Below are 24883 nucleotides of genomic sequence, written 5' to 3' on the forward strand. Positions count from 1 at the left end.
GCGCTACGGCTCCAGGTCCTCAGGAGCCACCCCGAGAAGATTGGCCACCTGCTCCAGGATCACGTCGTGCACCAGGTCGGCGAGGTCGTCGTGGTCGGCCGCCCGGAACTCCAGCGGGCGGCGGTAGAGCACGATGCGCGGCGGCACGCCGTGCCGGCCCGGCCGGCCCGGCAGCAGCCTGGCGAGGGGCACCTCGCCGTCCTCCAGGACGTCGGAGTCGTAGACGTTGAGGTCCGGGGGGACGTCCTCGACGGCGAACTCGACGCCGGCCAGCTCGTTGGCGAAGCGCTGCTCCAGCTGCTCGACGGAGTCCAGGACGAGATCGTCGAACATCTCCGCGCGGGTGCGGGACATCGGCAGGGAGGCGGGCACCAGCCGGCCGCGCATCCCCCGACCGTGCCGGTCGCGGCCACGCCGTCCCGGTCCGCTGCGTCGTCGATCGGGGCTCGCCACGCTGCCAGCGTAGCGCCACACCCGCCACGGGCGTGGTGCGGCGCCACCGAGCGATCATCCATGCCACTCCGGAGGGCCGCTCGTCAACCGGACGTGCGTGTCGGCGTGGTCACCACGGCGTGTCGGAAGGCTTCGGGGTTGGGCTCGGGCCCGCGGGGCGATACGGTTCGGCCGTGAGGACCCCACGTCGATGCTCGCGCAACGGATGCCCGCGTCAGCCCGTTGCGACGTTGACGTACATTTATGCCGAATCAACCGCAGTTGTCGGTCCCCTCGCCGCATTCGCCGAGCCTCACTCCTATGACCTCTGCGAATCGCACGCGCGAGGACTGACCGCGCCGCGGGGCTGGGACCTGGTCCGGCACGAGGGTGAATACGGTCCCCCGCCGCCGTCCAGCGACGATCTGGTCGCGCTCGCCGAGGCGGTCCGCGAGGCCGCCCGGCCGGCGCCGCACAAGGAGGATCCTTCCAACTACCCGCACCAGCAGGGCCGGCGCGGTCACCTGCGGGTCATCCCGCCAGACGCATAAGGGGTCCCGGCCCTGCGGCCGGAACCCCTCACAAAACCTGCGACCTGCTAGGCAGCGCGTCGTTTGAGCTTGCGACGCTCCCGTTCCGAGAGCCCCCCCCAAATCCCGAAGCGCTCGTCGTGCCCCAGCGCGTACTCAAGGCAGTCCGCCCGCACCTCACAGCGCGAGCAGATGCGCTTGGCCTCTCGGGTCGACCCACCCTTCTCCGGGAAGAATGCCTCCGGGTCGGTCTGCGAGCACAAAGCGCGTTCTTGCCACTCCGGAGCGTTACCCAGCAGGTCGGCCACGACTGGTCGGCCGTCCATCAGCGTGCCTCCTTCTTGCGCGCCGGCGGCGATGCCGGCGCAACCCCCCACGCGGAAGGCGCATGTCCTACAAGGTTGCTGTTCCTCGGCGCGGTGTTCTTTATGTCCGAAAGATGACCGGCTTTCGGTCATCCCCCCGAACATCCCCCGTGAAATTACACGCGTGTAATGCGTGCGTCGTCAAGCCGAACCTGATAAATAGGCCCGCTCGGGCGATCGCTTGCACCCCGTGCCGTACCCATACCGACGCAGCCCCATCGGAGGTAACGGGCGACACGCCGGACGCGCCGGAAGACTCTCGGCGAGTTTGCTCAACCGGCCCGATCGCCGGCCGAAATACGCCGATGTGCGGGGAAACCACGAGCGCTGCGCTCGTCCTGGGATACCGTCGTGATCAGGCGGCTGCTGCTCGGTGCCGCGGTGACCGTCGTGCTCTTCACGGTCGGGATCATCGGCCTGGGCTGGAAGCCTTATGTGGTCACGTCCGAGTCGATGGCGCCGGCCATGCACACCGGTGACGTCATCCTCGTCGATCCCCAGGCGACCACCCTCGCCGTCTACGAGATCGTCACCTATTCCGACCCGCGCGGGCTCGTCACCCACCGGGTGGTCGCCCAGGCGGAGGACGGCACGTTCACCGTCAAGGGCGACGCCAACCAGCAGGCGGACACCCGCCCGGTCGAGCGAAGACAGGTGATCGGGCCCGTCCGCCTCATCCTTCCGAGCGTGGGCTGGCCCGTCGTCCAGGTCCGCACGCACCCGTTCAAGGTCGCCGGTGTCGCGCTGATCCTGGCGGTCGTCTGGCCCCGCCGCCGACTGCTGCGGATCGCGGTGCTGGGCGGCCTTGTCGCGGTGCTGGCCATGGTGCCCACCACCGGGGCGCTGCCGCTCTAGCGGGTCACCTGTCCATAGGTGGTGGTCCGCTGCCTGACCGGACGGCCGGCCGCTCTGCCGATCGCCTCCAGCTCCTGCCTGGTGCGGGCGGAGCCGTGCTCGGAGCCCGCCATCCTGGAGATGGTCTCCTCCATCAGGGTGCCGCCGATGTCGTTGGCGCCGCCGTTGAGCATCGCGACCGTGCCCTCGTCGCCGAGCTTCACCCAGGAGCACTGGATGTTGTCGATGCGGCCGTGCAGCAGGATCCGGGCCATCGCGTGCACGGCCCGGTTGTCGCGCCACGTCGGGCCCGGCCGGGCGATGCCGGCGAGGTAGATCGGCGCACTGTGGTGCACGAACGGCAGCGCCACGAACTCCGTGAAGCCGCCCGTGCGGTCCTGGATGCCGGCGAGCACCCGGAAGTGGCCGAGCCAGTGTCCGGGGTGGTCGACGTGGCCGTACATCATGGTCGAGCTCGAACGGATGCCCAGCTCGTGCGCGGTGGTCACCACCTCGACCCAGGCAGACGTCGGCAGCTTGCCCTTCGTGAGCACCCACCGGACCTCGTCGTCGAGGATCTCCGCGGCGGTGCCCGGGATCGTGTCCAGGCCGGCCTCCTTGAGCTGGCTGAGCCAGTCGCGGATCGACACGCCGGCCTTCGAGGCGGCCGTCACGACCTCCATCGGGCTGAACGCGTGCACGTGCATGCCCGGGACCCTGGCCTTGATCGCGCGCACCAGCTCGGCGTACGCGCCGACGGGCAGCTTCGGGTCGATGCCGCCCTGCATGCAGACCTCGCCGGCGCCGGCGTGCCAGGCCTCCTCGGCGCGGTCGGCGACCTCCTCGTAGGAGAGGCGGTAGGCGTCGGCGTCGCGCTCCCGCTGGGCGAACGCGCAGAAGCGGCACCCGACGTAGCAGACGTTGGAGAAGTTGATGTTCCGGTTGATGACATACGTGATGTCGTCGCCGACCGCTTCGCGGCGCAGGTCGTCGGCGATCCTGGTGAGCACCTCGAGGCCCTCACCGTCCACGTTGAACAGTGCGAGGGCTTCGTGCTCGTACTGCGGCAGCAGCAGACTCCCTGGGTCGGATCCTGCCCGTTTGAGTCCACTGTGGACGTCGCTGTCCATTGTGGTCCGCGTGTTCGTCTTGATTCTGGTCGCGACCTCTTGCCAGTCGCCGTAGACGGAGTCGAAGTCGCCGCGGCGGTCGTCGGTGCGGCCCTCGGTGTCGATGGCCTCGTGCAGGTCGGTGCGGCCGGTGCTCCGCAGGCCGCCGTCGGGCTCCTGCCAGCTTCTGCCGGTGGGCCTGGTGTCCTCCTTGGCCAGGCCCGTCCCGGGGTCCATGAGGGCGTCCACGTGGCCCTTGAGTCTGGGGTCGAGCCACGGGTCCTGCTTCGTGGCGTACTCGGGGTAGATCGTGAGCCGCTCTTTGAGCTGGAAGCCGTGCTGGGCGGACTTGTCGGACAGATCCTGAATCGCCGGCCAGGGGCGCTCGGGGTTGACGTGGTCGGGGGTGACCGGGGAGACGCCGCCCCAGTCGTCGATGCCGGCCCGCAGCAGCAGGCCGTGCTCCTCGTCGATGAGGTTGGGCGGCGCCTGGATCCTGGCCTTCGGGCCCAGCACGAGGCGCGCCACGGCGACCGTCGCGGCCAGCTCGTGCAGCTCGGCGTCGGGCATGCCGCGCATCGCCGTGTCCGGCTTGGCGCGGAAGTTCTGGACGATGACCTCCTGGATGTGGCCGTACTCCCGCATCGTCCTGCGGATCGCGAACAGCGCCTCGGCGCGCTCCTCGATCGTCTCGCCGATGCCGATGAGAATGCCCGTCGTGAACGGCACCCCGACCCGGCCCGCGTCGTCCAGGACCCGCAGGCGGACCGCGGGCTCCTTGTCCGGCGAGCCGTAGTGGGCGCCGCCCGGCTCCGACCACAGCCTGGTGGCGGTCGTCTCCAGCATCATGCCCATGCTCGGCGCGACCGGCTTGAGCCGTTGCAGCTCCGCCCACGACAGCACGCCCGGGTTCAGGTGCGGCAGCAGGCCGGTTTCCTCCAGTACCGCGATCGCGCAGGCGCGCAGGTAGTCGAGCGTCGAGTCGTAGCCACGCTCGTCGAGCCAGCGCCTGGCCTGCTCCCAGCGGTCCTCGGGGCGGTCGCCGAGGGTGAACAGGGCCTCCTTGCAGCCCTGTGCCGCACCCTCCCTCGCGATGGCGAGGACCTCGTCGATCTCCAGGTACTCACTGGGCAGGCGGTGCGGGACCGTCGCGAACGTGCAGTAGTGGCAGCGGTCTCGGCACAGGCGGGTCAGCGGGATGAAGACCTTCCTGGAGTACGTGACGACGCCCGGCCTGCCCGCGGCGGCCAGCCCTGCGTCCCGGACCGCGCCGGCGATGCCCAGGAGGTCGTCGAGCGCCTGGTCACGGGCGGTCAGGAGCACGGCGGCCTCGGTCACGTCGAGGGCGCGGCCGTCCGCCGCACGGCGCAGCGCCCGGCGCATGGCGTTGCTCTCGGTACCTCTGACTACAGACGTCACGCTTTGCAGAGTATGCCGCCGCTCGGCGGATGCGCCCTCACACCCGATGTGACTGTTCTCCTTGCGTCCGCTCTTCTCCTTGCGTCCGCTCCGCACAGCGGGCGCCCGTCGTCCGACGGGCGCCCGCGTTCGTGCGTTGCCGCTGCTCTACTGCTTCGGCGGGATCACCTGGGTCCGCTGGGTGTCGTCGTCGTCCCCGTGGTCCGCGGCCGGCGACGTGAACGCCGTGGTGGCATCCGGGTCGGCGGCCTGAGCGTGCGTCTCGGTCACGTCCCCGGCGTCTTCCTGTGCCGGGGTGTGGGCCCCGGTGACCTCGGCGTCCGCCTGGTGCGCGGCGGCCGGGGTGAACGCCGTGGTGGCATCCGGGTCAGCCGCGGGGACCACAGTGCCGGCCCCCGTGACCTCGGCGTCCGCCTGGTGCGCGGCGGCCGGCGTGTACGCCGCGGTGGCGTCCGGGTCAGCCGCGGGGACCTCGGCGTCCGCCTGGTGCGTTACGGCCGGGGTGAACGCCGCGGTGGCGTCCGGGTCGGCGTCGGCCTTCGCGATGCTGACGGGGGCCGCCTGGGTCTGCGGGTCCGCGGTCGTCGCCTGGGTGTCTCCCGTGGTCTCGGCCGCCGGGAACGTGCCGGTCTTGCCGAACGGGGAGGCGGCGCCGTCGCTCGTGTCCTGCGCCGGCTGCTGGGGCTCGCCGGTGGCGGCACCGGAGGTCGGGTGGGTCGAGACCCCGCCCGGCCAGCCCGCCGCCGCGAACCCACCCGGCGGCGTCGCTCCGCCGTCGGCCGGCGGTGAGGAGACCGGCGGCGTGACCGGCGGCGCCGAGACGGGCTGCGCCGTGGGTGCCGTGTAGGTCGCGAACGGCGAGCTCAGCGGCGGTGTCGAGGCGGGCGCGGCGGAGACCGGCTCGGCCTGCTCCGTCGCCGCGGGCTGCGGGGTGTACGACGCCGGGGCGGTGAACGCGGGAGCGCCCGTCGCCTGCGGATGCTGCGCGGGGGCGGCCTGGGCGTTGAACGCGGGGGCGCCGGTGGTCGGCTGGGTGTACGCCTGCTGCTGGTATGCCGGCGCACCGGAGGCCTGCGCGGCGGGCGGGTAGCTGATCGGCTGCGTGCCATACGCCTGCTGCGCGCCGGGGACGACCTGCCCCGAGCCGGTGGCCGGGTTGCTCCAGCCACCCGTCGGCGGCTGCTGCTGGCCGGGCTGCTGCTGGTAGCCCTGCTGCGGGAACGCACCGGTCTGCGGCTGGTAACCGGTGTGCTGCGCGTACTGCTGCTGCGGGTACTGCTGCTGACCGTAGGGGTACGCGGGCTGCCCGTATACGCCCGGGGCGGGCTTCGGGGGTGCGTAGGCACCGAGATACACCCGGATCACCAGGAACAGGCCGAGGCCCAGCAGCGCCAGACCGGCGAGACGGGTCAGGAAGATCGCGAGGGCCGTGCTGGCGCGGATGGCGGATTCGGTGCCCAGGTCGCCGATGAGGCTGGCGAGCAGCAGGATCAGGCCGAACAGCGCCGCGACCCCGTATTCGACGAGGGCGATGAGGACGATCTGCTTCGCCTTCGGCACCACCGGGTCGATGTGGGTCGCGAGCAGCACCGCGAGGATCGGCAGCAGGATCGTCTGCAGGGAGACGAACGAGCCGAACGCGCCGCCCGCGTTGCTCAGGAACCCGTTGGCCAGTGAGGTCAGCAGCAGGATGAACCCGGCGAGCAGGAACGCCCCGACCACACCGAGCAGCACGAACGCCGCCAGCTCGCGATATGGCAGGGTCAGCGAGCGGGCCTTCTTCACGTCGACCGGCGCCGCCGGCGCCGGCGCGTGCTGCGGCTGCGCGTGCTGGGGATACGCGTGCTGGGGCTGGGGCTGCGGCTGGAACGACGAGGTGGCCGGTCCGCTGGCGTATGCCGCGTGCGGCGCCGCCGAGGAGGTCGGATCGGGTGGCTGGGTGCTCACTGGCTCTCCCCAAGATCTAGCGGTCACGCGGTCGCTCGCAGCCTAGCCCTCGAACGGAAAATCCGCGTGGCGTGGACGGGCGGGGGAACTGTCGTACCCGTGGGGCAGGATAAGAGCATGCGGATCGTGGTTCTGGCCGGTGGGATCGGCGGCGCGCGCTTCCTCCTCGGGGTGCGCGCGGTGGGGCAGGAGTTGGGCGCGGAGGTCACCGCGGTGGTCAACGTCGGCGACGACGTGACCCTGCACGGGCTGAGGATCTGCCCCGACCTCGACAGCGTCATGTACACACTGGGCGGCGGCGCCGACCCCGAGCGCGGCTGGGGCCGCGTCGGCGAGACGTGGGCCGTCAAGGAGGAGCTCGCCGCCTATGGCGCCGAGCCGACGTGGTTCGGCCTCGGCGACAAGGACATCGCGACCCACCTGGTGCGCACCCGCATGCTCGACGCGGGCTATCCGCTGTCCGCCGTGACCGAGGCGCTCTGCGACCGCTGGAAGCCCGGCATCCGCATGCTCCCCGCCAGCGACGACCGGGTCGAGACGCACGCCGTCGTCGAGGTCGACGGCGCGAGCCGCGCGATCCACTTCCAGGAGTGGTGGATCCGGCACCGGGCGGAGATTCCGACGTCGCGCTTCGTGTTCGTCGGTGCGGAGACGGCCAAGCCGGCCGCGGGCGTCCTCGACGCCATCGCCGCCGCCGACGTCGTGCTGGTCGCCCCCAGCAATCCGATCGTCTCCATCGCCCCGATCCTGGCCGTCCCCGCCGTCCGCGAGGCGGTCGCCACCGGCGGCGCCCCGGTCGTCGGCGTCTCCCCCATCATCGGCACCGCCCCGGTGCGCGGCATGGCCGACAAGTGCCTCGCGGTGATGGACGTCGAGTGCAGCCCGGCCGGCGTCGGCGGCCTGTTCGGCGCCCGCTCGACCGGCGGCGTGCTGGACGGCTGGCTCGTCGACGACACCGACGCCGGCGTCGAGGTGCCCGGCCTGACCGTCCGCGCCCGGCCCCTGTGGATGACCGACGTGCCCGCGACCTCGGCGATCGTCCGGGAGGCTCTGTCCGTGGCGGGTGTCGCGTGATCGGCGTCCGGGGCGCCTGGCGGCGCCGGGGTGATATGGAGGCGGCGGCGTGAGCGGTCCTGAAGGCGGCGTTGTCAGCGGTCCGGGTGCCGGTCCGGGTGACGGCACGACCGCTCCGCCGACCGGGTTCCAGAGCGCGCCGGCGGGGTTCGAGGTGCGGCCGGTGCTCGGCATCGGGGAGGTGCGGCCCGGCGACGACCTGGCCGCCCTGATCACGACGGCCGCGCCGTGGCTGGCCGACGGCGACATCCTCGTCGTCACCAGCAAGATCGTCAGCAAGTCCGAGGGGCAGCTGGTCGACGTGCCGCTCGAGGAGCCCGCCCGCGAGGCGGCCCGCCAGACGGTCCTGCGCGCCGAGACGTCCCGGGTGGTCGCCCGGCGCGGCGGGACGCAGATCGTGCAGACGCATCACGGCTTCGTGCTGGCCTCGGCGGGGATCGACGCGTCCAATGTGGAGCCGACCAGGCTCGTGCTGCTCCCCAAGGACCCGGACGCGTCGGCCCGCTGGCTGCGCGACGAGTTCCGCGAGCGCTTCGACCTGCGGGTCGCCGTCGTCGTCACCGACACCATGGGCCGCCCATGGCGGATGGGCCTGACCGACGTCGCCATCGGCGCCGCCGGTATCGACGCCATGACGGACTACAGGGGCGTCCTCGACCCGTATGGCAACGAGCTCCAGCTGACCCAGATGGCCGTCGTCGACGAGCTCGCCGCCGCCGCCGACCTCGTGAAGGGCAAGACCGGCCAGGTCCCGGTCGCGGTCGTGCGGGGCCTGCCCATCCGCCCCGACGGTCACGGCACGGGCGCCGCCGCCCTGATCCGTGGCGCCGACGCCGACCTGTTCTCCCTCGGCACCGCCGAGGCCGTCGCCAAGGGCCTGCGCGCCGCCGCCGACATCCGCGACACCCCGGCCATCGCCTTCCCCGAGCTCCCCCCTCACGTCCTCCCCGCTCACGTCCTCCCCGCTCACGTCCTCCCCGCCGCGCTCGCACCGGCTCCGGTGACAGCCGCGGGCCTCACGACGGATGCGGGGGGTGCGGCGGATCGGGCGCTGCTGGTGTGGGCGCCGGGCGGCGATCTGCGGAGGGCTGTGGAGGCGGGCATGGAGGTGCAGCGGATCAGGGCGGGGCTGGCCGCTGACGGGGTCGCGTCGGCGTGGGTCGGGGTGGATCAGGTCGACCTGTCCGGGGTCGACGTCCCGGAAGGCGGCATGCCACTCGGTGTGCTCGTCGTCGGTCGCGGTAGCCTGCCGTCACTATGACGACGTTGCACGATGACGCCCTCGCGGTGCTGACACAGTGGACGCCTCCGAGTGATGAGGCTGAGGAGACGCGGCGGCGGTTCATCGAGTTCGTGCTGCGGGACCCGTCGACCGTGTGGCGGGAGCACCCGGGTGCCCATGTCACGGCGAGCGCCCTGGTCGTCGACTCGACCGCCGAGCGGGTCCTGCTGTGCCTGCACGGCAGGATCAAGCGCTGGGTCCAGCTCGGCGGGCACTGCGAGCCCGGCGACGCGACCGTCGCGGCCGCGGCCCTGCGCGAGGCGACCGAGGAGTCGGGCATCGCCGGTCTGAGGATCAGCGAGGCGCCGATCGGGCTCGACGTCCACCACGTCAAGTGTGCCGGCGGACCCGCGTTGCACTACGACGTCAGGTATGCCGCGATCGCACCCACCGGCGCCGTCGAGACCGTCAGCGCCGAGTCATCGGCGCTGGGCTGGTTCGCCCCGGACGACCTGCCCGCGCCGCTCGCCGACGCCACCGAGGTCCTGGTCGCCCCCGCACTCGCCTGGGCCCGCCGAACCTGACCGCCCAGAAACCACCCACCGGCCCCGCCGAAGCAGCGGACGCCGAGTCGCCGACATCGGGCCGGTTCGCCCCGGATGGTCGACCGGCGCCACCGAGGTGCTGGCCGCCCGGTCCAGCAGAAGCTGACCACCACGCAGGGAATCCGCCACGCAGGGAATCGTCGCGCGTCGGGCCGCGGTGATCGAAACGGCGGATGTGGCTGTGACAGCGGCCGGGTTCGCTGTTCGATCACCGCGGTGAGACGAGGGGCGGCCGCGGGTCAGAGGAGTTCGACGGAGCCGCGTTCCTTCAGGCTGTCGACGAGCTTCTTCACGTCCTGGGCGCGGGAGCGAGGGCAGACCAGGAGGGCGTCGGGGGTGTCGACGACGATCAGGTCGCTGACGCCGACCACGGCGACCAGGCGGCCGGCCTGCGGGACCACCACGACGCGCTCCGCGTCCTGCATGAGGACGCCGGTGGGGCTGGCGGGGTCGAGGTTGACGACGACGTTGCCGGCGGTGTCGGTTTCGAGGAGTTCGCCGAGGGTGTGGAAGTCGCCGACATCGTTCCACCCGAAGTTGCCGGGGACGGTGCCGACCAGGCCGGCGACGCCCGCACCCTCCATGACGCCGAAGTCGACGGAGATCTTGGTGAGGTTGGGCCAGATGTCGGCGAGGACCTCTTCGCGGGCGGGGGTGTCCCAGGACTCGGCGATGCGGACCAGGCCGTCGTGCAGGGCGGGCTGCTGGCGGGCCAGCTCATCCAGGAAGACGTCGACGCGCCAGACGAACATGCCGGCGTTCCACAGGTACTCGCCGGAGTCGACGTAGGCCTGGGCGAGGGGAAGGGCGGGCTTCTCCTCGAAGGAGGCGACCTTGCACACGTCGCCGGTGCCGGTGGGCTCGCCCACGTGGAGGTAGCCGTAGCCGGTCTCGGGGTGGGTCGGGGTGATGCCGATGGTCATCAGCAGGCCGTCCTCGGCGCCGCGGATCGCCGCCCGCAGCACGGCGGTGAAGGCCGGGACGTCGCGGACCAGCTGGTCGGCGGCGAAGGCGCCCATGACGGCGTGCGGGTCGCGGCGGGCGATGACCGCCGCGGCGAGGCCGATGGCGGCGCACGAGTCGCGCGGGGTGGGCTCGACGAGGATGTTGCCCTCGGGGAGACCGGGGAGTTGCCGGGCCACCGCCGCCGCGTGCGCCACACCGGTGACCACGAACGTGGACTCCGGGGTCGCGAGGTCGCTCAGGCGTCCATACGTCGCCTGGAGCAGCGACAACGGGGTGCCGGTGAGCGCGTGGAGGAACTTGGGATGGCCGGCTCGCGACAGCGGCCAGAGCCGCGTGCCACTGCCTCCTGCTGGGATGACCGCGTAGAACACAGTCCCATCATGCCCAGTCGAGGGCGCTTTCCAGCAACTCGACGGTGTCATGTCCACTACGAATATCGCCTGAGGGTGACAGTGCGCTACAGACGCGGACTCGCCGCCCGTGCCCAGGCGGCGAGGTGGACCTCGGCGCTGGATTCCCAGGTGAACTCCTTGGCGCGGGCGGCACCGGCCTTCGCGAGGGCGCTGCGGCGCTCGTGGTCGTCCAGCAGCGCCGCGAGGTCGCGGGCGATCTCGTCGGTGCCGGGGCCGGTGTACGCGACGGCGTCGCCGCCCACCTCGGGCAGGGACAGGCGCGGGGTGGTGAGCACGGGGGCGCCGCAGGCCATGGCCTCCAGGATCGGCAGGCCGAAGCCCTCGCCGAAGGAGGGGTAGGCGGCGACGACGGCGCCGCCGAGGAAGCCGGGCAGGTCCGCATACCGCAGGTAGCCGGGGCGCAGCAGCCGCAGGTGGCTGGGGACCTCGCCGAGGGCGCCGTCGATCTCGTCGTCGTGGCCCTGGCCACCGGCGATGACCAGCGCGGGCGGGTCGGGCCGGTCGCGCACGGCGGAGATCCAGCCGCGGATGAGGCTCGGCACGTTCTTGCGGGGCTCCTTGGCGCCGAGGAAGGCGATGTATTCCGTCGTGCCGAGGCCGAGCCGGGCCCGGACGCGGGCCTTCTCGTCGTCGGTCGGCGCGTGGAACGCGTCGGGGTCGACGCCGTGGTAGGCGACGTCGATGCGGGTCGGGTCGGCGTCCAGGAGGCGGATCAGCTCGTCGCGGGTCGCCTTGCTGGGCACGATGACCCGGCCGGCGCGGCGCAGCGACGTCTTGATCGCGGAGCGGAAGAACGTGCGGCGGGACTTGTCGTAGTGCTCCGGCTCGGTGAAGAAGGTCGCGTCGTGGACCGTGACGGTGACGGGGCAGCCGGCCCGCAGCGGGCACGTGTAGAACGGCGAGTGCAGCACCTGGGCGCCGACCTGCTGGGCGAGCATCGGCAGGCCGGTCTGCTCCCAGGCGAGGCGGGCCGGCCGGTGGGCCGCGGCGGCCGGTGCGGCCATGATCCGCGCACCGGACAGTAACCGTCCGTAACGCTCGGCGTCGGTGCGCTGGCAGACCACGGCGAGGTCCGCGTCGAGCGCCGCAAGGGCGCCGAGCAGCCCGTCAACGTAGCGCCCGACACCGCCTCGGTCGGCTGGGACACTCGTGGCGTCGACGAGCACACGGGGCGGACGGCCGGGGGTCACTGGGCGTCTCCTTCGAACACGGCTTGCCATGCGTAACGAGCGTCACGCGTCACGTCAGGCAAAGCCTACGCCCGATCCCCGGGTGATCGATGTCCACGACGCGACTCGCGATCGAGGAAACTGCAGTATTCAGCTCAGCGGCATCGGGATGTCGCCCGGCGCACCGACGTCGTAACTGCCCGCACCGCGGATCTCGTACCGGCCGTCGCGGAAGACCGCCGGGTCGGCGCGGCCGTCGCCGTCGTACTGCGCGGAGACAGGACGGGCACCCGGAACACCGAACTTGACGGCGGCCTGACCCTCGACGGTGAACTGCTGGGTGGTCGGATCCCAGGTCGCGGCGTCGATCGAGCCGTTGCCGTCGTAGTCCGCGGGGGCGGCGACCTGGCCGGGCGCGCCGACCTTGAACTCGCGCAGCGCGTAGATCGCCCACAGCCCGGTCGACGGGCGCCAGATCGCGGCCTCGGCGCGCCCGTCGCCGGTGTAGTCGGCGGGGACGGGCACGTCACCCGGCAGGCCGAGCTGGATCTCGCCGATGCCCTTGATGTACCAGACGCCGGTCGCCGGCCTGAAGACGGCCAGCTCAGCGGTACCGTCGCCGTCGAAGTCCGCCGGAGCCGGCACATCACCGGGCAGACCCCACTGGACGGTCTTCCTGCCCTCGCCGGTCAGCAGCATGCTCCAGTTGCCGGTCGTCGGCGACCAGGTCGCGACGTCGGCCTTGCCGTCGCCGTTGTAGTCGGCGGGGACGGGGATCTCGTTCGGGCCGCTGGTGAAGATGGGCTCGGCGACGCCCTGCAGGCGGACGGTGCCGTCGCTGGGCCGGTACGCGGCCAGCAGCGTCCGCACGACTTCCGGCTTGACCAGGTCGCCGAGCAGGGCGCCGGCCCGGTCGCGGATCCAGGGCAGCGCGGCGACGCCCTTGGCTCCCGGGCACTCGGTCGGGTTGGTCTGCTGGTGCGGGAAGACGCGGGGCACGGTGACGGTCGTGCCGGCCGGGTACCTCGACGTCGACCCGCCGCCCGTGAGGCTGACCGTGCCGCGCGGATCGATGGCCTGATGCAGTGAAAGTTTCCAGGCGGTGTACTGCGCGGCGGCCTCCTGGACCACCTGCGGCACGTTCGCGTAGCGGTAGTCGCCGATCATCGCGATGCCCGCGGTGCCGGTGTTGAACCCACCGGCCTGGGCGCCGACGACGGGCCGGGACAGCCCGCCGGAGCGGCCCTCCCAGAGCCGGCCGAAGCGGTCGGCCAGCACGTTGTAGCCGATGTCGCCCCAGCCGCGGCTGACCGTCTGATACTGGTAGATCGACCGCAGGATCTTCGGCACCTCCTCCGGGCTGTAGTCGTTGCCGGTGGCGGTGTGGTGCAGGGCGACGGCCTTCACGTAGGTGGCGTACTGCGGCTTCCAGTCCATCTGCTGCTCGTTGGCGCCCCAGGCGGCCCGGCGCTGGATGGTGGGCATGAACGGCCGGAGCCCGACGGGCTGACTCTCCGTGAGCGGAGGAAGGGACGGCGTGATGTCGCCGGGTGCGTCGGTCGGGTCGATGAGGTCGGCGGCGATGTCGTGCGGCGTCGGCCCACCGGTTGTCGTCAGCTCCAGTTGTACGCCGTCCGCCTTGCCCGTCCAGACGAGCTCCGCTCCGCCGCGCTGGGCGGGACGGCCGGAGCCGGGAGCGATGTCGCGGTCGGCCTCGCCGGCGTCGACCGTGCGCCAGGTGCTCCAGTCGCCGCCGGGGACGTGGTGCCGGACGGCGACGGTGACCGCGCCGAGCTTCCCGGTCTCCCTCCAGGTGACGCCGACCGCGCTGAACGGCGCCGTGGACCGGCGGGTGACGGTGAGCGTCCGCGCCTTGCGGGTCCGCTCGGTGACCGGCGCGCCCTCGGGGCCGCCCGCGCGCGCGGCGACGCCGTCGGCGGGCCGCTCGAAGCTGCCCAGTGCGATGCGGGTGACCTGCGGCTCGACCCCGGTGCCGCCGGGTGCCCGAGCGGCCGGGTTGGCCCACTGGATCGGCTCGGCGAGGTCCTGCGGCGGCGGCAGGAAGGGGATGCGCGGGTCGGCCGTGGCACCCCCGGTGCTGAGCAGGGCGGCGGCGACGCCGCCGACGGCGACCAGTTTGAGCCGCCGGTATCGTCGCATTGCCCATACCCCCATCGCACGCCACTAGCTACACCCGATTGGAGATGCTATGGGAGGATTTTCCGGATATACGGGGAATACAGTTCCTTCACTCTTTGCGGCAGTTGTCGGGAGAGACCCGTCACTTCCGCTGCTGACGTTCTACGACGACGCCACCGGTGAGCGGATCGAGCTGTCCGGCGCGACGCTCGCCAACTGGGTCGCCAAGACGGCGAACCTGCTCGTCGACGGCTGCGGCCTCGGCCCGGGCGACACCGCCGGCGTCTGGCTGCCGCCGCACTGGCAGACCGCGGCCGTCCTGCTCGGCGCCTGGTCGGCCGGGGTCACGGTGGCGTACGGGGAGCCGACCGCGGCCGGCACCGACGTCGGGTTCGCGTCGGCGAAGGCGATCGAGGCGGGCCTGCCGGCGAGCGCCGGGGACTGCTTCGTGCTCGGGCTGGCGCCGATGGGCATGCCGATGCGGCAGGTCCCGGACGGCTGGGCGGACTACGTGGCCTCGGCCCGCCAGCACGGCGACCACTTCCCCGGCGCGCCCGTCGCCGCGGACACCGGCGCGCTGGTCGAGACCGACGGCTCGCTCGACGGGCACGCCGCGCTGCTGGAGCGCGCCCGCGCCCGGGCCGCCGAGCTGGGGATCACCGGCGGCCGGGTGCTCATCGACGCTGATGCCTACCCATATCCGCTCGACTGGCTGCTCGCGCCGCTGTCGGCGGGGGCGAGCGTGGTGCTCAGCGTGAACACCGACCTGTCGAAGCTGCCCGCCCGCAGCGCCTCCGAGCAGGTCGACCTCACCGTCGGCCCTACTGTCTAGCGGCCCGCACCGCCTCGAAGTACCGCAGCGACTCCGGGTTGGCCAGGGCCCCCTTGGCAGCGGCCTGCTCGACGGGTGTGCCGGTGAGGATCCTTTTCACCGGCACCTCCAGCTTCTTGCCCGACAGCGTCCGTGGGACCGCATCCACCTGGAAAACCTGGTCGGGGACGTGCCGTGGGGACAGCGCCGTGCGCAGCTCCCGGGCGACGGTGGCGCGCAGCGCGTCGTCGAGGGTCACGCCGGGGCGCAGCACGACGAACAGCAGCAGCTCCCCCGCACCGCCCTCGGGGTCCTCCAGGTGCACGACGACCGAGTCGGCGACCGAGTCCAGGCTCTCCACGACGGAGTAGAACTCGCTGGTGCCGAGCCGGACGCCGCCACGGTTGAGGGTGGCGTCGGAGCGGCCGGTGATCACGCAGGCGCCGGTGTCGTCGATGGTGATCCAGTCGCCGTGCCGCCACACGCCCGGATAGGTGCCGAAGTACGCGTCGGCGTAACGGGATCCGTCGGTGTCGCCCCAGAACCCGACCGGCATGCTCGGCATCGGCGCGGTGATGACCAGCTCGCCGAGCTCACCGATGACCGGGGTGCCGTCGGCCGCGTAGGCCTCGACCCTCGCGCCGAGTGCCCTGCATGCGATCTCCCCGGCGCGTACCGGCAGCAGCGGCACCCCACCGACGAACGCGGTGCACACGTCGGTCCCGCCGGACGCCGAGGCGAGCAGCACGTCGGCGGAGACCGCGTCGTACACCCACTCGAAACCCTCGGGGGGCAGCGGCGCGCCGGTCGATCCCACCCCGCGCAGCGCCGACAGGTCCGCGAGCTCCTTCGGCACCAGCCCCGCCTTGCGGCAGGACAGCAGGAACGGCGCTGACGTGCCGAAATACGTGGTGCCGGACTCGGCGGCGACCCGCCACAGCCAGCCGAGGTCGGGGTGGGCGGGGTTGCCGTCGACGAGGACGATCGCGGCGCCGACGGCCGGGCCGGACACCAGGTAGTTCCACATCATCCAGCCGGTGGTGGTGAACCAGAAGAACCGGTCGCCGGGGCCGAGGTCGTGGTGCAGGGCCAGCATCTTGAGGTGCTCGAGCAGGATGCCGCCGTGGCCGTGGACGATCGGCTTCGGCAGGCCGGTGGTGCCGGAGGAGTAGAGCACGTAGAGCGGGTGGCCGAACGGCACCGGTGCGAACGTCAGCTCCTGCGTGGTCTCGTCCCACACACTTCCGCCGGCTCCGCTGAGGTACGGGATCTCGATGACCGCCTCGAGGGACGGCAGCGCCTCCCGGATCGCGGCCACCTCGGCGCGACGGTCGACGGCCTTGTCGCCGTAGCGGTAGCCGTCGACGGCGACGAGGACCTTCGGCTCGATCTGCTGCCACCGGTCGACGACCGAGCGGGTGCCGAACTCGGGCGCGCAGCTGGAGAAGATCGCGCCAAGCCCGGCGGTGGCGAGCATGAGCACGAACGTCTCGGGGATGTTCGGCGCGTACGCCGCGACCCGGTCGCCCCGCGTGACGCCGAGCCGCCGCAGTGTGGCCTGCGCCCGGCGGACCTGTTCGCGCAGCTCGGCGGCGGTCAGCGTGACCGGCTCGCGGGTCTGCGAATAGGCGATGACGATCGGGTCGTCGCCGGCGACGCCGGGCATCCGCAGCACGTGCTCGGCGTAGTTGAGGCGGGCGCCGGGGAACCAGTCGGCGCCGGGCATCCGCGCGTCGGGCAGCGCCGCGGTCGGCGCCTCGTGCGCGACGACCTCGAAGTGGTCCCAGATCGCCTGCCAGAAGTCGCCCGGGTGGTCGACCGACCACTGCCACAGCGTCTGGTAGTCATCGAACTCCAGGCCCCGCTCGCTCGACAGCCACCGCAGGAAGGCACCGATGCGGGTGCGCTCGCGGACGTCTGCCGGGGGTCGCCACAGTTCCTTCGCCATCCGACCATCTTCCTGCACGCCCGAACGATCGCTCAGTGTGGGCCACCGCCATCGGGTGCCGGGTTTCCGTGTGGCGGCGCCGGGTAATCGATGCGGGTATGACGCTGTCGTTGCCGCACCACCACCGCCCGCAGTGGCTCGGCCTGCTCGGGTTCGGTGCCGCCACCGCGCTCAACGCTTCGGTGTGGTGGCTGAACCGGTGACGCCCGGCCTCGGTCCGGAGCGCGGCGGCTCGGCGGGCGCCGCGGGCCGCGGCTGTGTGGCGAAGTCCACGAACGTGAACCCGTCTGCGGTCATCACCATGTCCGCGCCGATCTCCGGCTGCGACAGGATCTGGTCGATGTCCGTGGTCTCGCCGGCCCGCCGGATCCGCAGCGTCACCCCGGTCGCCGGGTCCACCCACAGCTCGTGGACATACGCCTCGGCGCCCTCCTGGAGGTTGTAGGACTTGACGTACAGCACCTGCCCGGCGCCGACGGTCACGGGGTCACCGGACTGCTGCCCGGCGAGCCGGTTCAGCGCCGCGACCGCGTTCGCGTGACTGGCGCCGGCCTTGCCGGTCACCGGCGGGCGCATCGGCGCCCTCGTCCCCTGGGTGATCGGCAGGTCCCACACCTGGGACGGGGTCGCACCCGACGGCGGCGCCGCCACCGGCTGATCCTGCCCCGGCCCGGCGCCCCTGCTGATCGTCGCCGCCCCTCCGACGACCACCGCGACCGCGACGGCCGCCCCGGCGGTCGCGAGCACCCAGCTCCTGCTTCTCGCTCTTGTGGTGGTGGTGCCGGTCAACCGCAGGCGTCCTCCCGCCAGGGTGCCGTCGCGGGGCTCGTCCAGGTCGGCGCGGAACCCCCGTACCGCTTCAAGGTCATCAATCATCGGTCCTCGTCCTCCAACGCCTTGCGCATCTTGGTGCGGGCCCGGTGCAGCGCCGACTGGACCGTGCCGACCGGCAGGCCCAGCGCCTCGGCGATCTCCGCGTAGGACAGTCGGCGACCGCGAACAGCAGCAGCACGTCCCGCTGCCGCCTGGCAGCTTCGCCAGGACCGCGGCCACCGTCCGGCTGCGGCGTTGCGCGTCGGTGCGCTCCTCCGCGCGGGTCGCGTGACTCTCCTGCACCGGGTCGACGCCCGTCCTCGCCAGGGCGCGGTAGCCGCGCACCTCGTCGCGGCGGTGCCGGTTGAGCACGTTCGTGGCAATGCCGAACAGCCACGGCAGCGGCGGCTGGTCCTGCTCGTAGACGTGCCGGCGCTCGTACGCGACGAGGAACGTCTGCGCGACGACGTCCTCGGCGAGGTCCGGCCCGACCCGGCGCGCGCAGTACCGGTACAGCGTCCGCGCGTGCCGGTCGTAGAGGGCCGTGAAGCCGTCCGCGATCAAGAGGTTGCCTTCCGGGTCCACACCCCTTCTTGTCCGGACGGCGGTGTCATGTTCCCGTTACTTCTGACGGTGCCGCTGGATCGCGTCGCGGCGGGCCAGGCGGTGCTCGCGGCGGATCTCCGCCTCCCGCCACCGCCCCTCGTTCTCCGGCGAGTCGGGCACCACCGGCGGCACGGGCCGCGGCTTGCCGTCCGCGTCCACGGCCACGAACACCAGATACGCGGTCGCCACGACGACCGGCTCCGCGACCTCGTCCCAGCGCTGCGCGACGAGCCGGACCCCGACCTCCATGGACGTCGTCCCCGTCCAGTTGACCTGTGCGTACGCGTGGACGAGATCCCCGACGCGCAACGGCTCCAGGAACAGGATCTCGTCGATCGACGCCGTCACCGCCGTCCCGCCCGTGTGCCGCGCCGCGGCCGCACCCGCCACGTCATCGACGAACTTCATGATCACACCACCGTGGACCGTGCCATAGAGATTCACGTCGACGGCGGTCATGATCCGGCTCAGCGTGACCCTCGAATAGGCGGTCGGTCGGCCGGTGTGCTCCTTCATGGGACAGACGGTACGGTGCGAACCATGCGACACGTGGGAAGCCTGATCGCGGGGATGTTGATCGCCCCGATCGCGTGGCTGCTGATCGCCCTCGGCCAGCAGAAATCCACCGTAACGGTGGCGAAGTGGGTGGAGCGCGGCGCCTTCGACAGCGTCGACCTCATCGCGCCCGCCGCCTACCTCCTCGGCGCCGGCCTCCTCATCGGCCTGATCGCCACCCTGCGCATCTCCCCCGTCGGCCCGATCGTCGCCGGACTGGCGCTGCTCGGCCTCTACGTGAGCCTCTTCATCGACCCGCTCGGCGCCCTGGACGGCCTGCCCGCCGACTACAAGCTCGCCGGCCTCGAGATCAACCTGCAGCTGCCGATCGTCAACGGCACCACCGCCGTCCTGGGCCTGGCCCTGCTGGTCGCCGCCGCGAGCGTCAAGCGCTGGCGCGCCTGGCCCGCGGCCGCTCCTGTCGCCGCGGCCGGCGGCGAGCCCCTCGACCCGCACGAGTTCCCCCTCGGCCAGGGCCCGGCGGCACCGCCGCAGTTCGCCGGCCGGACCCCGCACGCCCCGCAGACCGCGGAGTTCCCCGCCGCGGGCGCGACCTCGGTCCTGCCTCCCTACCCCGGCGGCGGCTCGACCTCCGTGCTTCCCGCGTACGGCGGTCAGGGCCTGCCGTCCGACGCCACCCAGCCGGTGCCGCCCGCTTCCTCCGGCGGCCCTGGCTCGTTCCCGACCTCCGCGCCGCCGGTCTCGGCGCCGCCGGGTTCCCTCACGAAGCCGGGCTCGTCCGCGCCGGGGTCGTTCGCGGCCGGGTCTGCGGCCGGGTCGTTCGGTGCGGCGGGTGCCGCGACGCCGCCGGTTTCGTCCCCGCCCGCCGGGTCGTTCCCGCCGCCCGGACAGTCCGGGGCAGGGCATGCGGGGCAGTTCGGCGCCCAGCCTCCGGCCGGTGTGCGTCCTGGCCAGCAGGGCGGTCCGGCACAGGTGTCGGCTCCGGGAGGCAGCGCGGCGGCCCCGTTGTGGCTGACCCCTGACTCGACCGCCGCCCAACCCGCGGTCCCCCGGTCCTCGATCACGCAGCCCCCTGCGGCACAGGCGCCCACCGCCCAGTCGCCCGGCGGACAGCCACCCACCGCACGGCCTCCTGTCGCACCGACATCCGCGCAGCCGTCGGGAGCCCAGCCGTTCGGCGCCCAGTCCCCCGCCGCACCGGCCTCTGGTGCACCGTCGTATGGCACTCAGCCGCCCGCCGCGCCGTCTTATGGTGCGCAGCCGCCCGCCGCTTCCGGGGCCGCCGGTGCCGCGCCGACGCCACCGCCGGGGCCGTTCCCGCCGTCGCTCGGCGGGCGGGGAGGACCGCCCGCTCCGGCCGCGCCGGCGGCTCCTGGCACGCCGCCTGGGCCGTATCCGCCCGGTGGTGCACCTGGCCAGGGCTCCACGACCCAGTTCAGGCCCGCCGCCGGAGCCGCGCAGGCCCCGCCGTTCGCTCCGCCCGGCGCACCCCGCCCGGCGTCGGCACCACCCGCGCCGCAGTTCGGGCAGCCCGCGTCCGCGCCGCCGTTCCCGCCTGCGTCCGGACCCGCATCGGCGCCGTTCGCACTACCGGCATCCGGACCCGCGTCCGCGCCACCGTTCGCCCCGGCAACCGGACCCGCGTCGGCGCCGCCCGCCCCACCGCTGGCATCCGGACCCGCGTCGGCGCCGCCGGCCCCGTTCGCACCGCCCGCGCCGTTCGCGCCGCCTTCGACCGGTCCGGCCTCCGCGCCGCCCGTGTCGGGTCCGGCGTCGGCGCCGCCTGCGCAGTTCGGCCAGGTCGGTCAGCCCGCTTCGGGACCCGCGTCGCCGCAGTTCTCCGGCCCGGCGTCCGCACCGCCCGCACCGCAGTTCGGGCAGCCCCCGGCGGCCGCGGCGGCGCCGCAGTTCGCCGGCCCCGCGTCGGCACCGCCCGCCGGTGGGCCCGCTTCCGCGCCGCCGCAGTCGGGGCAGGCCTCAACCGCAGCGACAGCGCCGCAGTTCAGTGGCCCCGCCTCGGCGCCGCCTGCGTCCGCGCCGCCCGCAGGTGGGCCTGCTTCCGCGCCGCCCGGTGCCGGGGGCGCGGCGGCGCAGGTCGGGCAGCCGTCGTCCGCTGGGACCACGGCCGCGGCGGCTGCGGGTGGGGCTACGCATGCGCCGCCGTTGCGGGCGGCCGGGGTGGCCGGCGGTGATGGGACGGCGGGGAACACGCCGTGGTCCGGGGCACCTGCCGGGCTTGGCGGGGAGGCCGTCTCGCAGGAGGCGGGCGACGAGCTGCCGACGCGGCCGTTGACGGCGCCGGCGACGCCGCCCGCGCCGTACGGTGGCGGCGGGGGAAACCTGCGTCCAGCGTCCGAATCGGTCGCGCCCCCCTCGGGGATTCCGCAGACCAGGTATGGGCGGCCCAGCGCCGCCGAGCCCGCCACCGAACCGCTCGGGGCAGCCCAGCAGGAAGCGCCCGCCGCGCAGCCGCCGGTCGCCGGGGGTGGTGGGGCGTTGCCGTCGCGGGCGGCGCGGTCCGAGGTGGTGCGGGAGACGTCGATCCTGGCGGGGCCCTCGTTCGACGGGTTCAGTGCCGGGCGGCGGGGCGTACGCGAGGAGGAGACCGAAGCGCTGCACCCCGGTCGTCCGTCGCGGCCCCGGCACGCGGCGCAGGGCGAGACCGGTGAGCACCCGATGGTCGGCGGCGACGAGGCGACGACCCGGTTCACGCCGATGCGGGCCACCGACCCCGTCCAGGAGCCGGGCGCGGACCAGCAGGCGACGACCCGGATCGGGCCCGTCGACCCCGACGTGACCACCCGCCTGGGCGCGCCGAGCGCCGCCGAGCAGGCGGAACGCCGGGCCGCGTTCGCGCGCGGCGAGGCGGAGCGGCGGGCAAACGCGCAGGCGGAGCTCGACCGGCTCGCCGCCGAGCGGACGGCCGCGGGCGAGGGCGACGACGGGCCGCCGACGTCGCCGTGGTCCGCGCCGCCGCGCGACCGCACCTGAGAAAAGCGCACCTGAACCACGGCACCACGTGAGGGCCGCCACCTGCGAGGGGCGGCCCTTTCGCCGTACCAGCGGAAAACCCGTGGCGACGTCGGGCCCTGCCGGGAGAGGATGACGGGGTGTGATTCGCAGGACGTGCCGAACGCCTGACCGGGAGACCGGCCGGGCCGTGTTCCCGTCCGCTCACACTCCCGCTGCGAGGCCACCTTGCTACGCGCTGTCGCCCTGTCCAAGCATTACGACGCCGAGCTGCTGTTCGAGGGCGTCGATCTCACACTGAACGCCGGTGACCGGCTCGGGCTCGTCGGGCCCAACGGTGCCGGGAAGACCACGCTGCTGCGTTTGCTGACCGGTGCGGAGAAGCCGACCAGCGGGCACGTCGGTCTCGCCCCTGGGCGCAGGATCGGGTACTTCGCTCAGCAGGTACAACACCCAGATCTTGCTGTTCTTGCGTTTCTGAGCGACGGCGAGGCCGACCGGCTCGCGCGGCGGATGCGCACACTCGAGGCGCGGCTGGCGGACGAGCCCGCACTCCTCGACGAATACGGGCGGGTCCAGGAGCGCTGGCTGGCCCTGGAGGGCTGGACGGCGCCGCAACGGCGGGCCGAGGTCCGGGAGCGGCTCGACATCGCGCACCTGCCCGACGACCTGCCGCTGCGCGACGTCAGCGGCGGCGAGCAGGCCCGGCTGATGCTCGCCAAGGTGCTGCTCGCGACCCCCGACGTCCTCATCCTCGACGAGCCGACGAACCATCTCGACGCCGCCGGCACCGCATGGCTCGGCCAGTTCCTCGCGGGCTTCCGCGGCGCCGTCCTGGTCGTCACGCACGACAGGGCGTTCCTGGACCGGACGGTCACCCGGATCGTCGAGCTCGACGGGATCCACACGACGCCGCAGTGGTACGAAGGCGGCTACACCGACTACCGCGCCGAGAAGACCCGCCGCTGGCAGAAGCTCCTGCTGGACCACGAGGCCCAGGAGAAGTTCCGCCGCCGCCTGGAGGCCGACATCGCCAGCACCAAGGACCAGGCCCGCGGCGTCGAGGAGTCGGTACGGTCAGGGCTCGGCTCCGACAAGATCCGCCGCTACGCGAAGAAGGTCGCCAAGAAGGCCAAGGCCCGCGAGCGCCGGCTGACCCGCCAGCTGACCTCCGCACGCTGGATCGCGGAGCCCACCACCCGCCCGCCGCTCACCCTCGCGTTCCCGTCGTTGCCGGACGACGCGTCGGTCCTGGCCGCCCGCGGCCTCACGGTCAAGCTCGGCTCGCGCCGCATCCTCGACGACGTCGACCTGGACGTCCGCGGCCGCGTCCTGGTCACCGGCGCCAACGGCGCGGGCAAGACAACCCTGCTGCGCGCCCTGTCCGGCCGGCTCCCGCTCGACGCGGGCACCGTCAGCACCGGCGCCGACGTCGCCGTCCTCCCCCAGACCCACGACCATCTGCGCCGCGACGACCGCACGGTGCTGAGCTTCTTTCGTTCCCGGGTCCCGGTGTACGTCGACGACGCCGAAACCCTGCTCGAGGCGCACCTGTTCGGCCCCGACGAATGGGACCGCCGCCTGCGCGACCTCAGCGCCGGTGAGCTGCGCCGCCTGCTGCTCGCCGTCATCGTGAACACCGGCGCCCAGATCCTCCTCCTCGACGAACCCACCAACTACCTCGACTTCGAAGCCATCGACGTCGTCGAGGAAGCCCTGCGCGCCTACCACGGCACCATGGTCATGATCACGCACGACGCGTACTTCGCTCGGAACGTCGGCTTCGACCAGCGCTGGGAGGTCTCCGCCGGCCACGTCACCGCCGCCTGACCGGCCAGTTCTCACGGACCACGGCGAGTGGGAGCCCCCGGATCGACTCCCACAACCATCGGCACTCGTGATCCGGAAGACTTCTTGCTGCTCTGGAGCCTGTTGCGAAATGGCCGTCTCACGTTCCGTGCTGAGAAAAACACGGCTGTGCGAGCCGGTCGCGGCCGATCGGTAGCCGTCGAGGGTCGCGACGACCGTCGACGAGACAGTTTTCCGCCAAAACGCAACAGGCTCTCTGGCGACAACAAGTCTTCCGGATCACGAGAAGGATGCGCCAGGCGGCCGGTTGAGGGTCAGGCCAGTGGGCCAGTCGCCGAAGTGGGCCGGTCAGCTGGTGAGTCCGTTGCCGGGGAAGTCGATGAGCCGGTCGACGGGGTGGGACGGTGGGCCGATGAGTGGGCCTGGCTGGTGGGGCGAGGTGTGGGCGGCGGGCGGCGGGGCGGGTGCAGGGCTGCCGCCGCGGCGGCCACGACGAGGCAGGCGGCGAGCAGGAGTGTCAGGCGGTGATGGGCGGCATCCCAGTCGGGGGCGGCGACGCTGACGAACACCGCGGCCCGTTGCGGTGCGAACGCGAGGGCGGCGAAGACGACCAGGACGGCGGGTGCGGCGGCGGGGCTGGCGTGGCCGCGTGGGGTGAGGCGCCAGGCGAGGGTGGCGGCGGCCAGGGCGACCGCGCCGACGGCGGCCGCTTCGAGTGCCAGGCCGGGCAGGGGAAGGGCGTCGCCGGTGCCGTCTTCCGCGCCGGTGAGGGTGATGGCGACCGCGGCGGCCCACCACGCGGACATGGCCGCGGCGGCGGTGGTGGCGCGGATCGCGAGGCTGTGCCAGGCCGGGGCGGGGACGGTCGCGGTGGTCGGCTTCGCGGGGTCGTCGAACAGGAAGGCGATGCCGACGGCGGCGCAGGCCATGCCGAGCCGGAGCAGGACGGCCAGGTTGTCGGTCCTGAGCGTCACGGTCAGCGCCGCGGGGACGGCGACGAACGCGAGACCGGTGGCCATCGCGCCGAGGACCGGACCGCGGCGGATCGCGCGCAGCGTCGGCGGGACGAGGGCGAGTCGTTTCATGGGCGGTGCCCCCCTCGAACCGTGTCCGGTCCTCGCCGGACCGCAGCACAAGCCGGACCCCGCCGGACCACAGCACAAGCCGGACCGCGCCGGGCCGCAGG

19 protein-coding genes and 1 pseudogene are annotated in these 24883 nt (G+C 73.1%); 8 read left to right on the top strand and 12 right to left on the bottom strand.

Features of this window, described 5'->3' with window-relative positions; translation table 11 throughout:
- Nucleotides 1-3: 3 nt before the first annotated feature.
- A complete protein-coding gene (locus tag ABZS58_RS01055) occupies nt 4-453 on the bottom strand; it encodes a metallopeptidase family protein (RefSeq protein WP_354776257.1) in 450 nt (149 codons plus the stop codon).
- Between the two features lie 173 nt (nt 454-626).
- Here ABZS58_RS01055 and ABZS58_RS01060 point away from each other — a divergent pair, with 173 nt between their 5' ends.
- On the top strand, nt 627-983 hold the full coding sequence (locus ABZS58_RS01060) for a DUF3499 domain-containing protein (RefSeq protein WP_354776259.1): 357 nt from the start codon (nt 627-629) through the stop codon (nt 981-983).
- A 47-nt stretch (nt 984-1030) separates the two neighbouring features.
- On the opposite strand, the gene ABZS58_RS01065 is transcribed toward ABZS58_RS01060, so the two are convergent.
- Nucleotides 1031-1288 carry a WhiB family transcriptional regulator gene (locus ABZS58_RS01065; RefSeq protein ID WP_033364663.1) on the bottom strand — a complete coding sequence of 86 codons (258 nt, stop codon included), beginning with the start codon at nt 1286-1288 and terminating at the stop codon, nt 1031-1033.
- 390 nt (nt 1289-1678) lie between these two features.
- Between ABZS58_RS01065 and ABZS58_RS01070 the strand changes: the two genes are divergently transcribed.
- On the top strand, nt 1679-2182 hold the full coding sequence (locus tag ABZS58_RS01070) for a signal peptidase I (RefSeq protein WP_354776261.1): 504 nt from the start codon (nt 1679-1681) through the stop codon (nt 2180-2182).
- Here the strand turns inward: ABZS58_RS01070 and ABZS58_RS01075 are convergent.
- Together ABZS58_RS01075 and ABZS58_RS01080 are read right to left on the bottom strand one after the other, a co-directional pair.
- Nucleotides 2179-4689 (bottom strand): bifunctional FO biosynthesis protein CofGH, encoded by a 2511-nt coding sequence (locus ABZS58_RS01075; protein WP_354776263.1) that lies wholly within the window; start codon nt 4687-4689, stop codon nt 2179-2181. The two genes, ABZS58_RS01070 and ABZS58_RS01075, sit on opposite strands and share 4 nt — an antisense overlap.
- Nucleotides 4690-4836: 147 nt before the next feature.
- Nucleotides 4837-6636 (bottom strand): hypothetical protein, encoded by a 1800-nt coding sequence (locus ABZS58_RS01080; protein WP_354776265.1) that lies wholly within the window; start codon nt 6634-6636, stop codon nt 4837-4839.
- A 117-nt stretch (nt 6637-6753) separates the two neighbouring features.
- On the opposite strand from ABZS58_RS01080, the gene cofD reads away from it, so the two are divergent.
- From cofD to ABZS58_RS01095, 3 genes are read left to right on the top strand one after another with little or no spacing between them, the layout of a single operon-like run.
- Complete coding sequence (gene cofD, locus ABZS58_RS01085; RefSeq protein WP_354776267.1) at nt 6754-7710, top strand: 2-phospho-L-lactate transferase; 957 nt, start codon at nt 6754-6756, stop codon at nt 7708-7710.
- 49 nt (nt 7711-7759) lie between these two features.
- On the top strand, nt 7760-8971 hold the full coding sequence (locus ABZS58_RS01090) for a coenzyme F420-0:L-glutamate ligase (protein ID WP_354776269.1): 1212 nt from the start codon (nt 7760-7762) through the stop codon (nt 8969-8971).
- Nucleotides 8968-9516 (top strand): NUDIX domain-containing protein, encoded by a 549-nt coding sequence (locus ABZS58_RS01095; protein ID WP_354776271.1) that lies wholly within the window; start codon nt 8968-8970, stop codon nt 9514-9516. Before ABZS58_RS01090 ends, ABZS58_RS01095 begins: the two co-directional genes overlap by 4 nt.
- A 260-nt stretch (nt 9517-9776) precedes the next feature.
- Here the strand turns inward: ABZS58_RS01095 and ABZS58_RS01100 are convergent, their stop codons facing one another.
- From ABZS58_RS01100 to ABZS58_RS01110, 3 genes are all read right to left on the bottom strand, one after another.
- Nucleotides 9777-10874: a sugar phosphate nucleotidyltransferase gene (locus ABZS58_RS01100; protein WP_354776273.1), complete on the bottom strand. Its 1098-nt coding sequence runs from the start codon at nt 10872-10874 to the stop codon at nt 9777-9779.
- Nucleotides 10875-10960: 86 nt separating this feature from the next.
- The gene (locus tag ABZS58_RS01105; RefSeq protein ID WP_354776275.1) at nt 10961-12106 is read right to left on the bottom strand and encodes a glycosyltransferase family 1 protein; all 1146 of its coding nucleotides are present in this window, start codon (nt 12104-12106) and stop codon (nt 10961-10963) included.
- A 129-nt stretch (nt 12107-12235) separates the two neighbouring features.
- Nucleotides 12236-14245 (bottom strand): FG-GAP-like repeat-containing protein, encoded by a 2010-nt coding sequence (locus tag ABZS58_RS01110; RefSeq protein ID WP_354776277.1) that lies wholly within the window; start codon nt 14243-14245, stop codon nt 12236-12238.
- A gap of 49 nt (nt 14246-14294) precedes the next feature.
- Between ABZS58_RS01110 and ABZS58_RS01115 the strand changes: the two genes are divergently transcribed.
- Nucleotides 14295-15056, top strand: coding sequence for a TIGR03089 family protein (locus tag ABZS58_RS01115; RefSeq protein WP_354776278.1), 762 nt, complete (start codon nt 14295-14297; stop codon nt 15054-15056).
- On the opposite strand, the gene ABZS58_RS01120 is transcribed toward ABZS58_RS01115, so the two are convergent.
- The 4 genes and pseudogenes from ABZS58_RS01120 to ABZS58_RS01135 all read right to left on the bottom strand — a co-directional run bounded on the left by ABZS58_RS01120 (nt 15046) and on the right by ABZS58_RS01135 (nt 18918).
- Nucleotides 15046-16983, bottom strand: a complete 1938-nt coding sequence (locus tag ABZS58_RS01120; RefSeq protein WP_354776280.1) for an acetoacetate--CoA ligase — start codon at nt 16981-16983, stop codon at nt 15046-15048. The genes ABZS58_RS01115 and ABZS58_RS01120 overlap by 11 nt on opposite strands.
- 872 nt (nt 16984-17855) lie before the next feature.
- Nucleotides 17856-18179 (bottom strand): sigma factor-like helix-turn-helix DNA-binding protein, encoded by a 324-nt coding sequence (locus ABZS58_RS01125; RefSeq protein ID WP_354776781.1) that lies wholly within the window; start codon nt 18177-18179, stop codon nt 17856-17858.
- Nucleotides 18180-18198: 19 nt separating this feature from the next.
- A pseudogene (locus tag ABZS58_RS01130) lies at nt 18199-18381 on the bottom strand (sigma factor); the annotation flags it as partial.
- Nucleotides 18382-18417: 36 nt separating this feature from the next.
- Nucleotides 18418-18918, bottom strand: coding sequence for an acyl-CoA thioesterase (locus ABZS58_RS01135; RefSeq protein WP_354776282.1), 501 nt, complete (start codon nt 18916-18918; stop codon nt 18418-18420).
- A 24-nt stretch (nt 18919-18942) separates the two neighbouring features.
- Between ABZS58_RS01135 and ABZS58_RS01140 the strand changes: the two genes are divergently transcribed.
- The gene (locus ABZS58_RS01140) at nt 18943-21909 is read left to right on the top strand and encodes a hypothetical protein (protein ID WP_354776284.1); all 2967 of its coding nucleotides are present in this window, start codon (nt 18943-18945) and stop codon (nt 21907-21909) included.
- Between the two features lie 207 nt (nt 21910-22116).
- Nucleotides 22117-23718: an ABC-F family ATP-binding cassette domain-containing protein gene (locus tag ABZS58_RS01145; protein WP_354776286.1), complete on the top strand. Its 1602-nt coding sequence runs from the start codon at nt 22117-22119 to the stop codon at nt 23716-23718.
- A gap of 293 nt (nt 23719-24011) precedes the next feature.
- Here ABZS58_RS01145 and ABZS58_RS01150 read toward each other — a convergent pair whose 3' ends face one another.
- Complete coding sequence (locus ABZS58_RS01150; protein ID WP_354776288.1) at nt 24012-24782, bottom strand: hypothetical protein; 771 nt, start codon at nt 24780-24782, stop codon at nt 24012-24014.
- Between the last annotated feature and the right edge of the window lie 101 nt (nt 24783-24883).

This window comes from Dactylosporangium sp. NPDC005555 (assembly GCF_040605635.1).
In the GTDB taxonomy this organism is placed as follows: Bacteria; Actinomycetota; Actinomycetes; order Mycobacteriales; family Micromonosporaceae; genus Dactylosporangium.

Coding starts and splice junctions, on each gene's coding strand:
- ABZS58_RS01065 (WP_033364663.1), bottom strand. CDS start 1,288: ATGGACGGCCGACCAGTCGTGGCCGACCTGCTGGGTAACGCTCCGGAG.
- cofD (WP_354776267.1), top strand. CDS start 6,754: ATGCGGATCGTGGTTCTGGCCGGTGGGATCGGCGGCGCGCGCTTCCTC.
- ABZS58_RS01095 (WP_354776271.1), top strand. CDS start 8,968: ATGACGACGTTGCACGATGACGCCCTCGCGGTGCTGACACAGTGGACG.
- ABZS58_RS01110 (WP_354776277.1), bottom strand. CDS start 14,245: ATGCGACGATACCGGCGGCTCAAACTGGTCGCCGTCGGCGGCGTCGCC.
- ABZS58_RS01115 (WP_354776278.1), top strand. CDS start 14,295: ATGGGAGGATTTTCCGGATATACGGGGAATACAGTTCCTTCACTCTTT.
- ABZS58_RS01120 (WP_354776280.1), bottom strand. CDS start 16,983: ATGGCGAAGGAACTGTGGCGACCCCCGGCAGACGTCCGCGAGCGCACC.
- ABZS58_RS01135 (WP_354776282.1), bottom strand. CDS start 18,918: ATGAAGGAGCACACCGGCCGACCGACCGCCTATTCGAGGGTCACGCTG.
- ABZS58_RS01140 (WP_354776284.1), top strand. CDS start 18,943: ATGCGACACGTGGGAAGCCTGATCGCGGGGATGTTGATCGCCCCGATC.
- ABZS58_RS01150 (WP_354776288.1), bottom strand. CDS start 24,782: ATGAAACGACTCGCCCTCGTCCCGCCGACGCTGCGCGCGATCCGCCGC.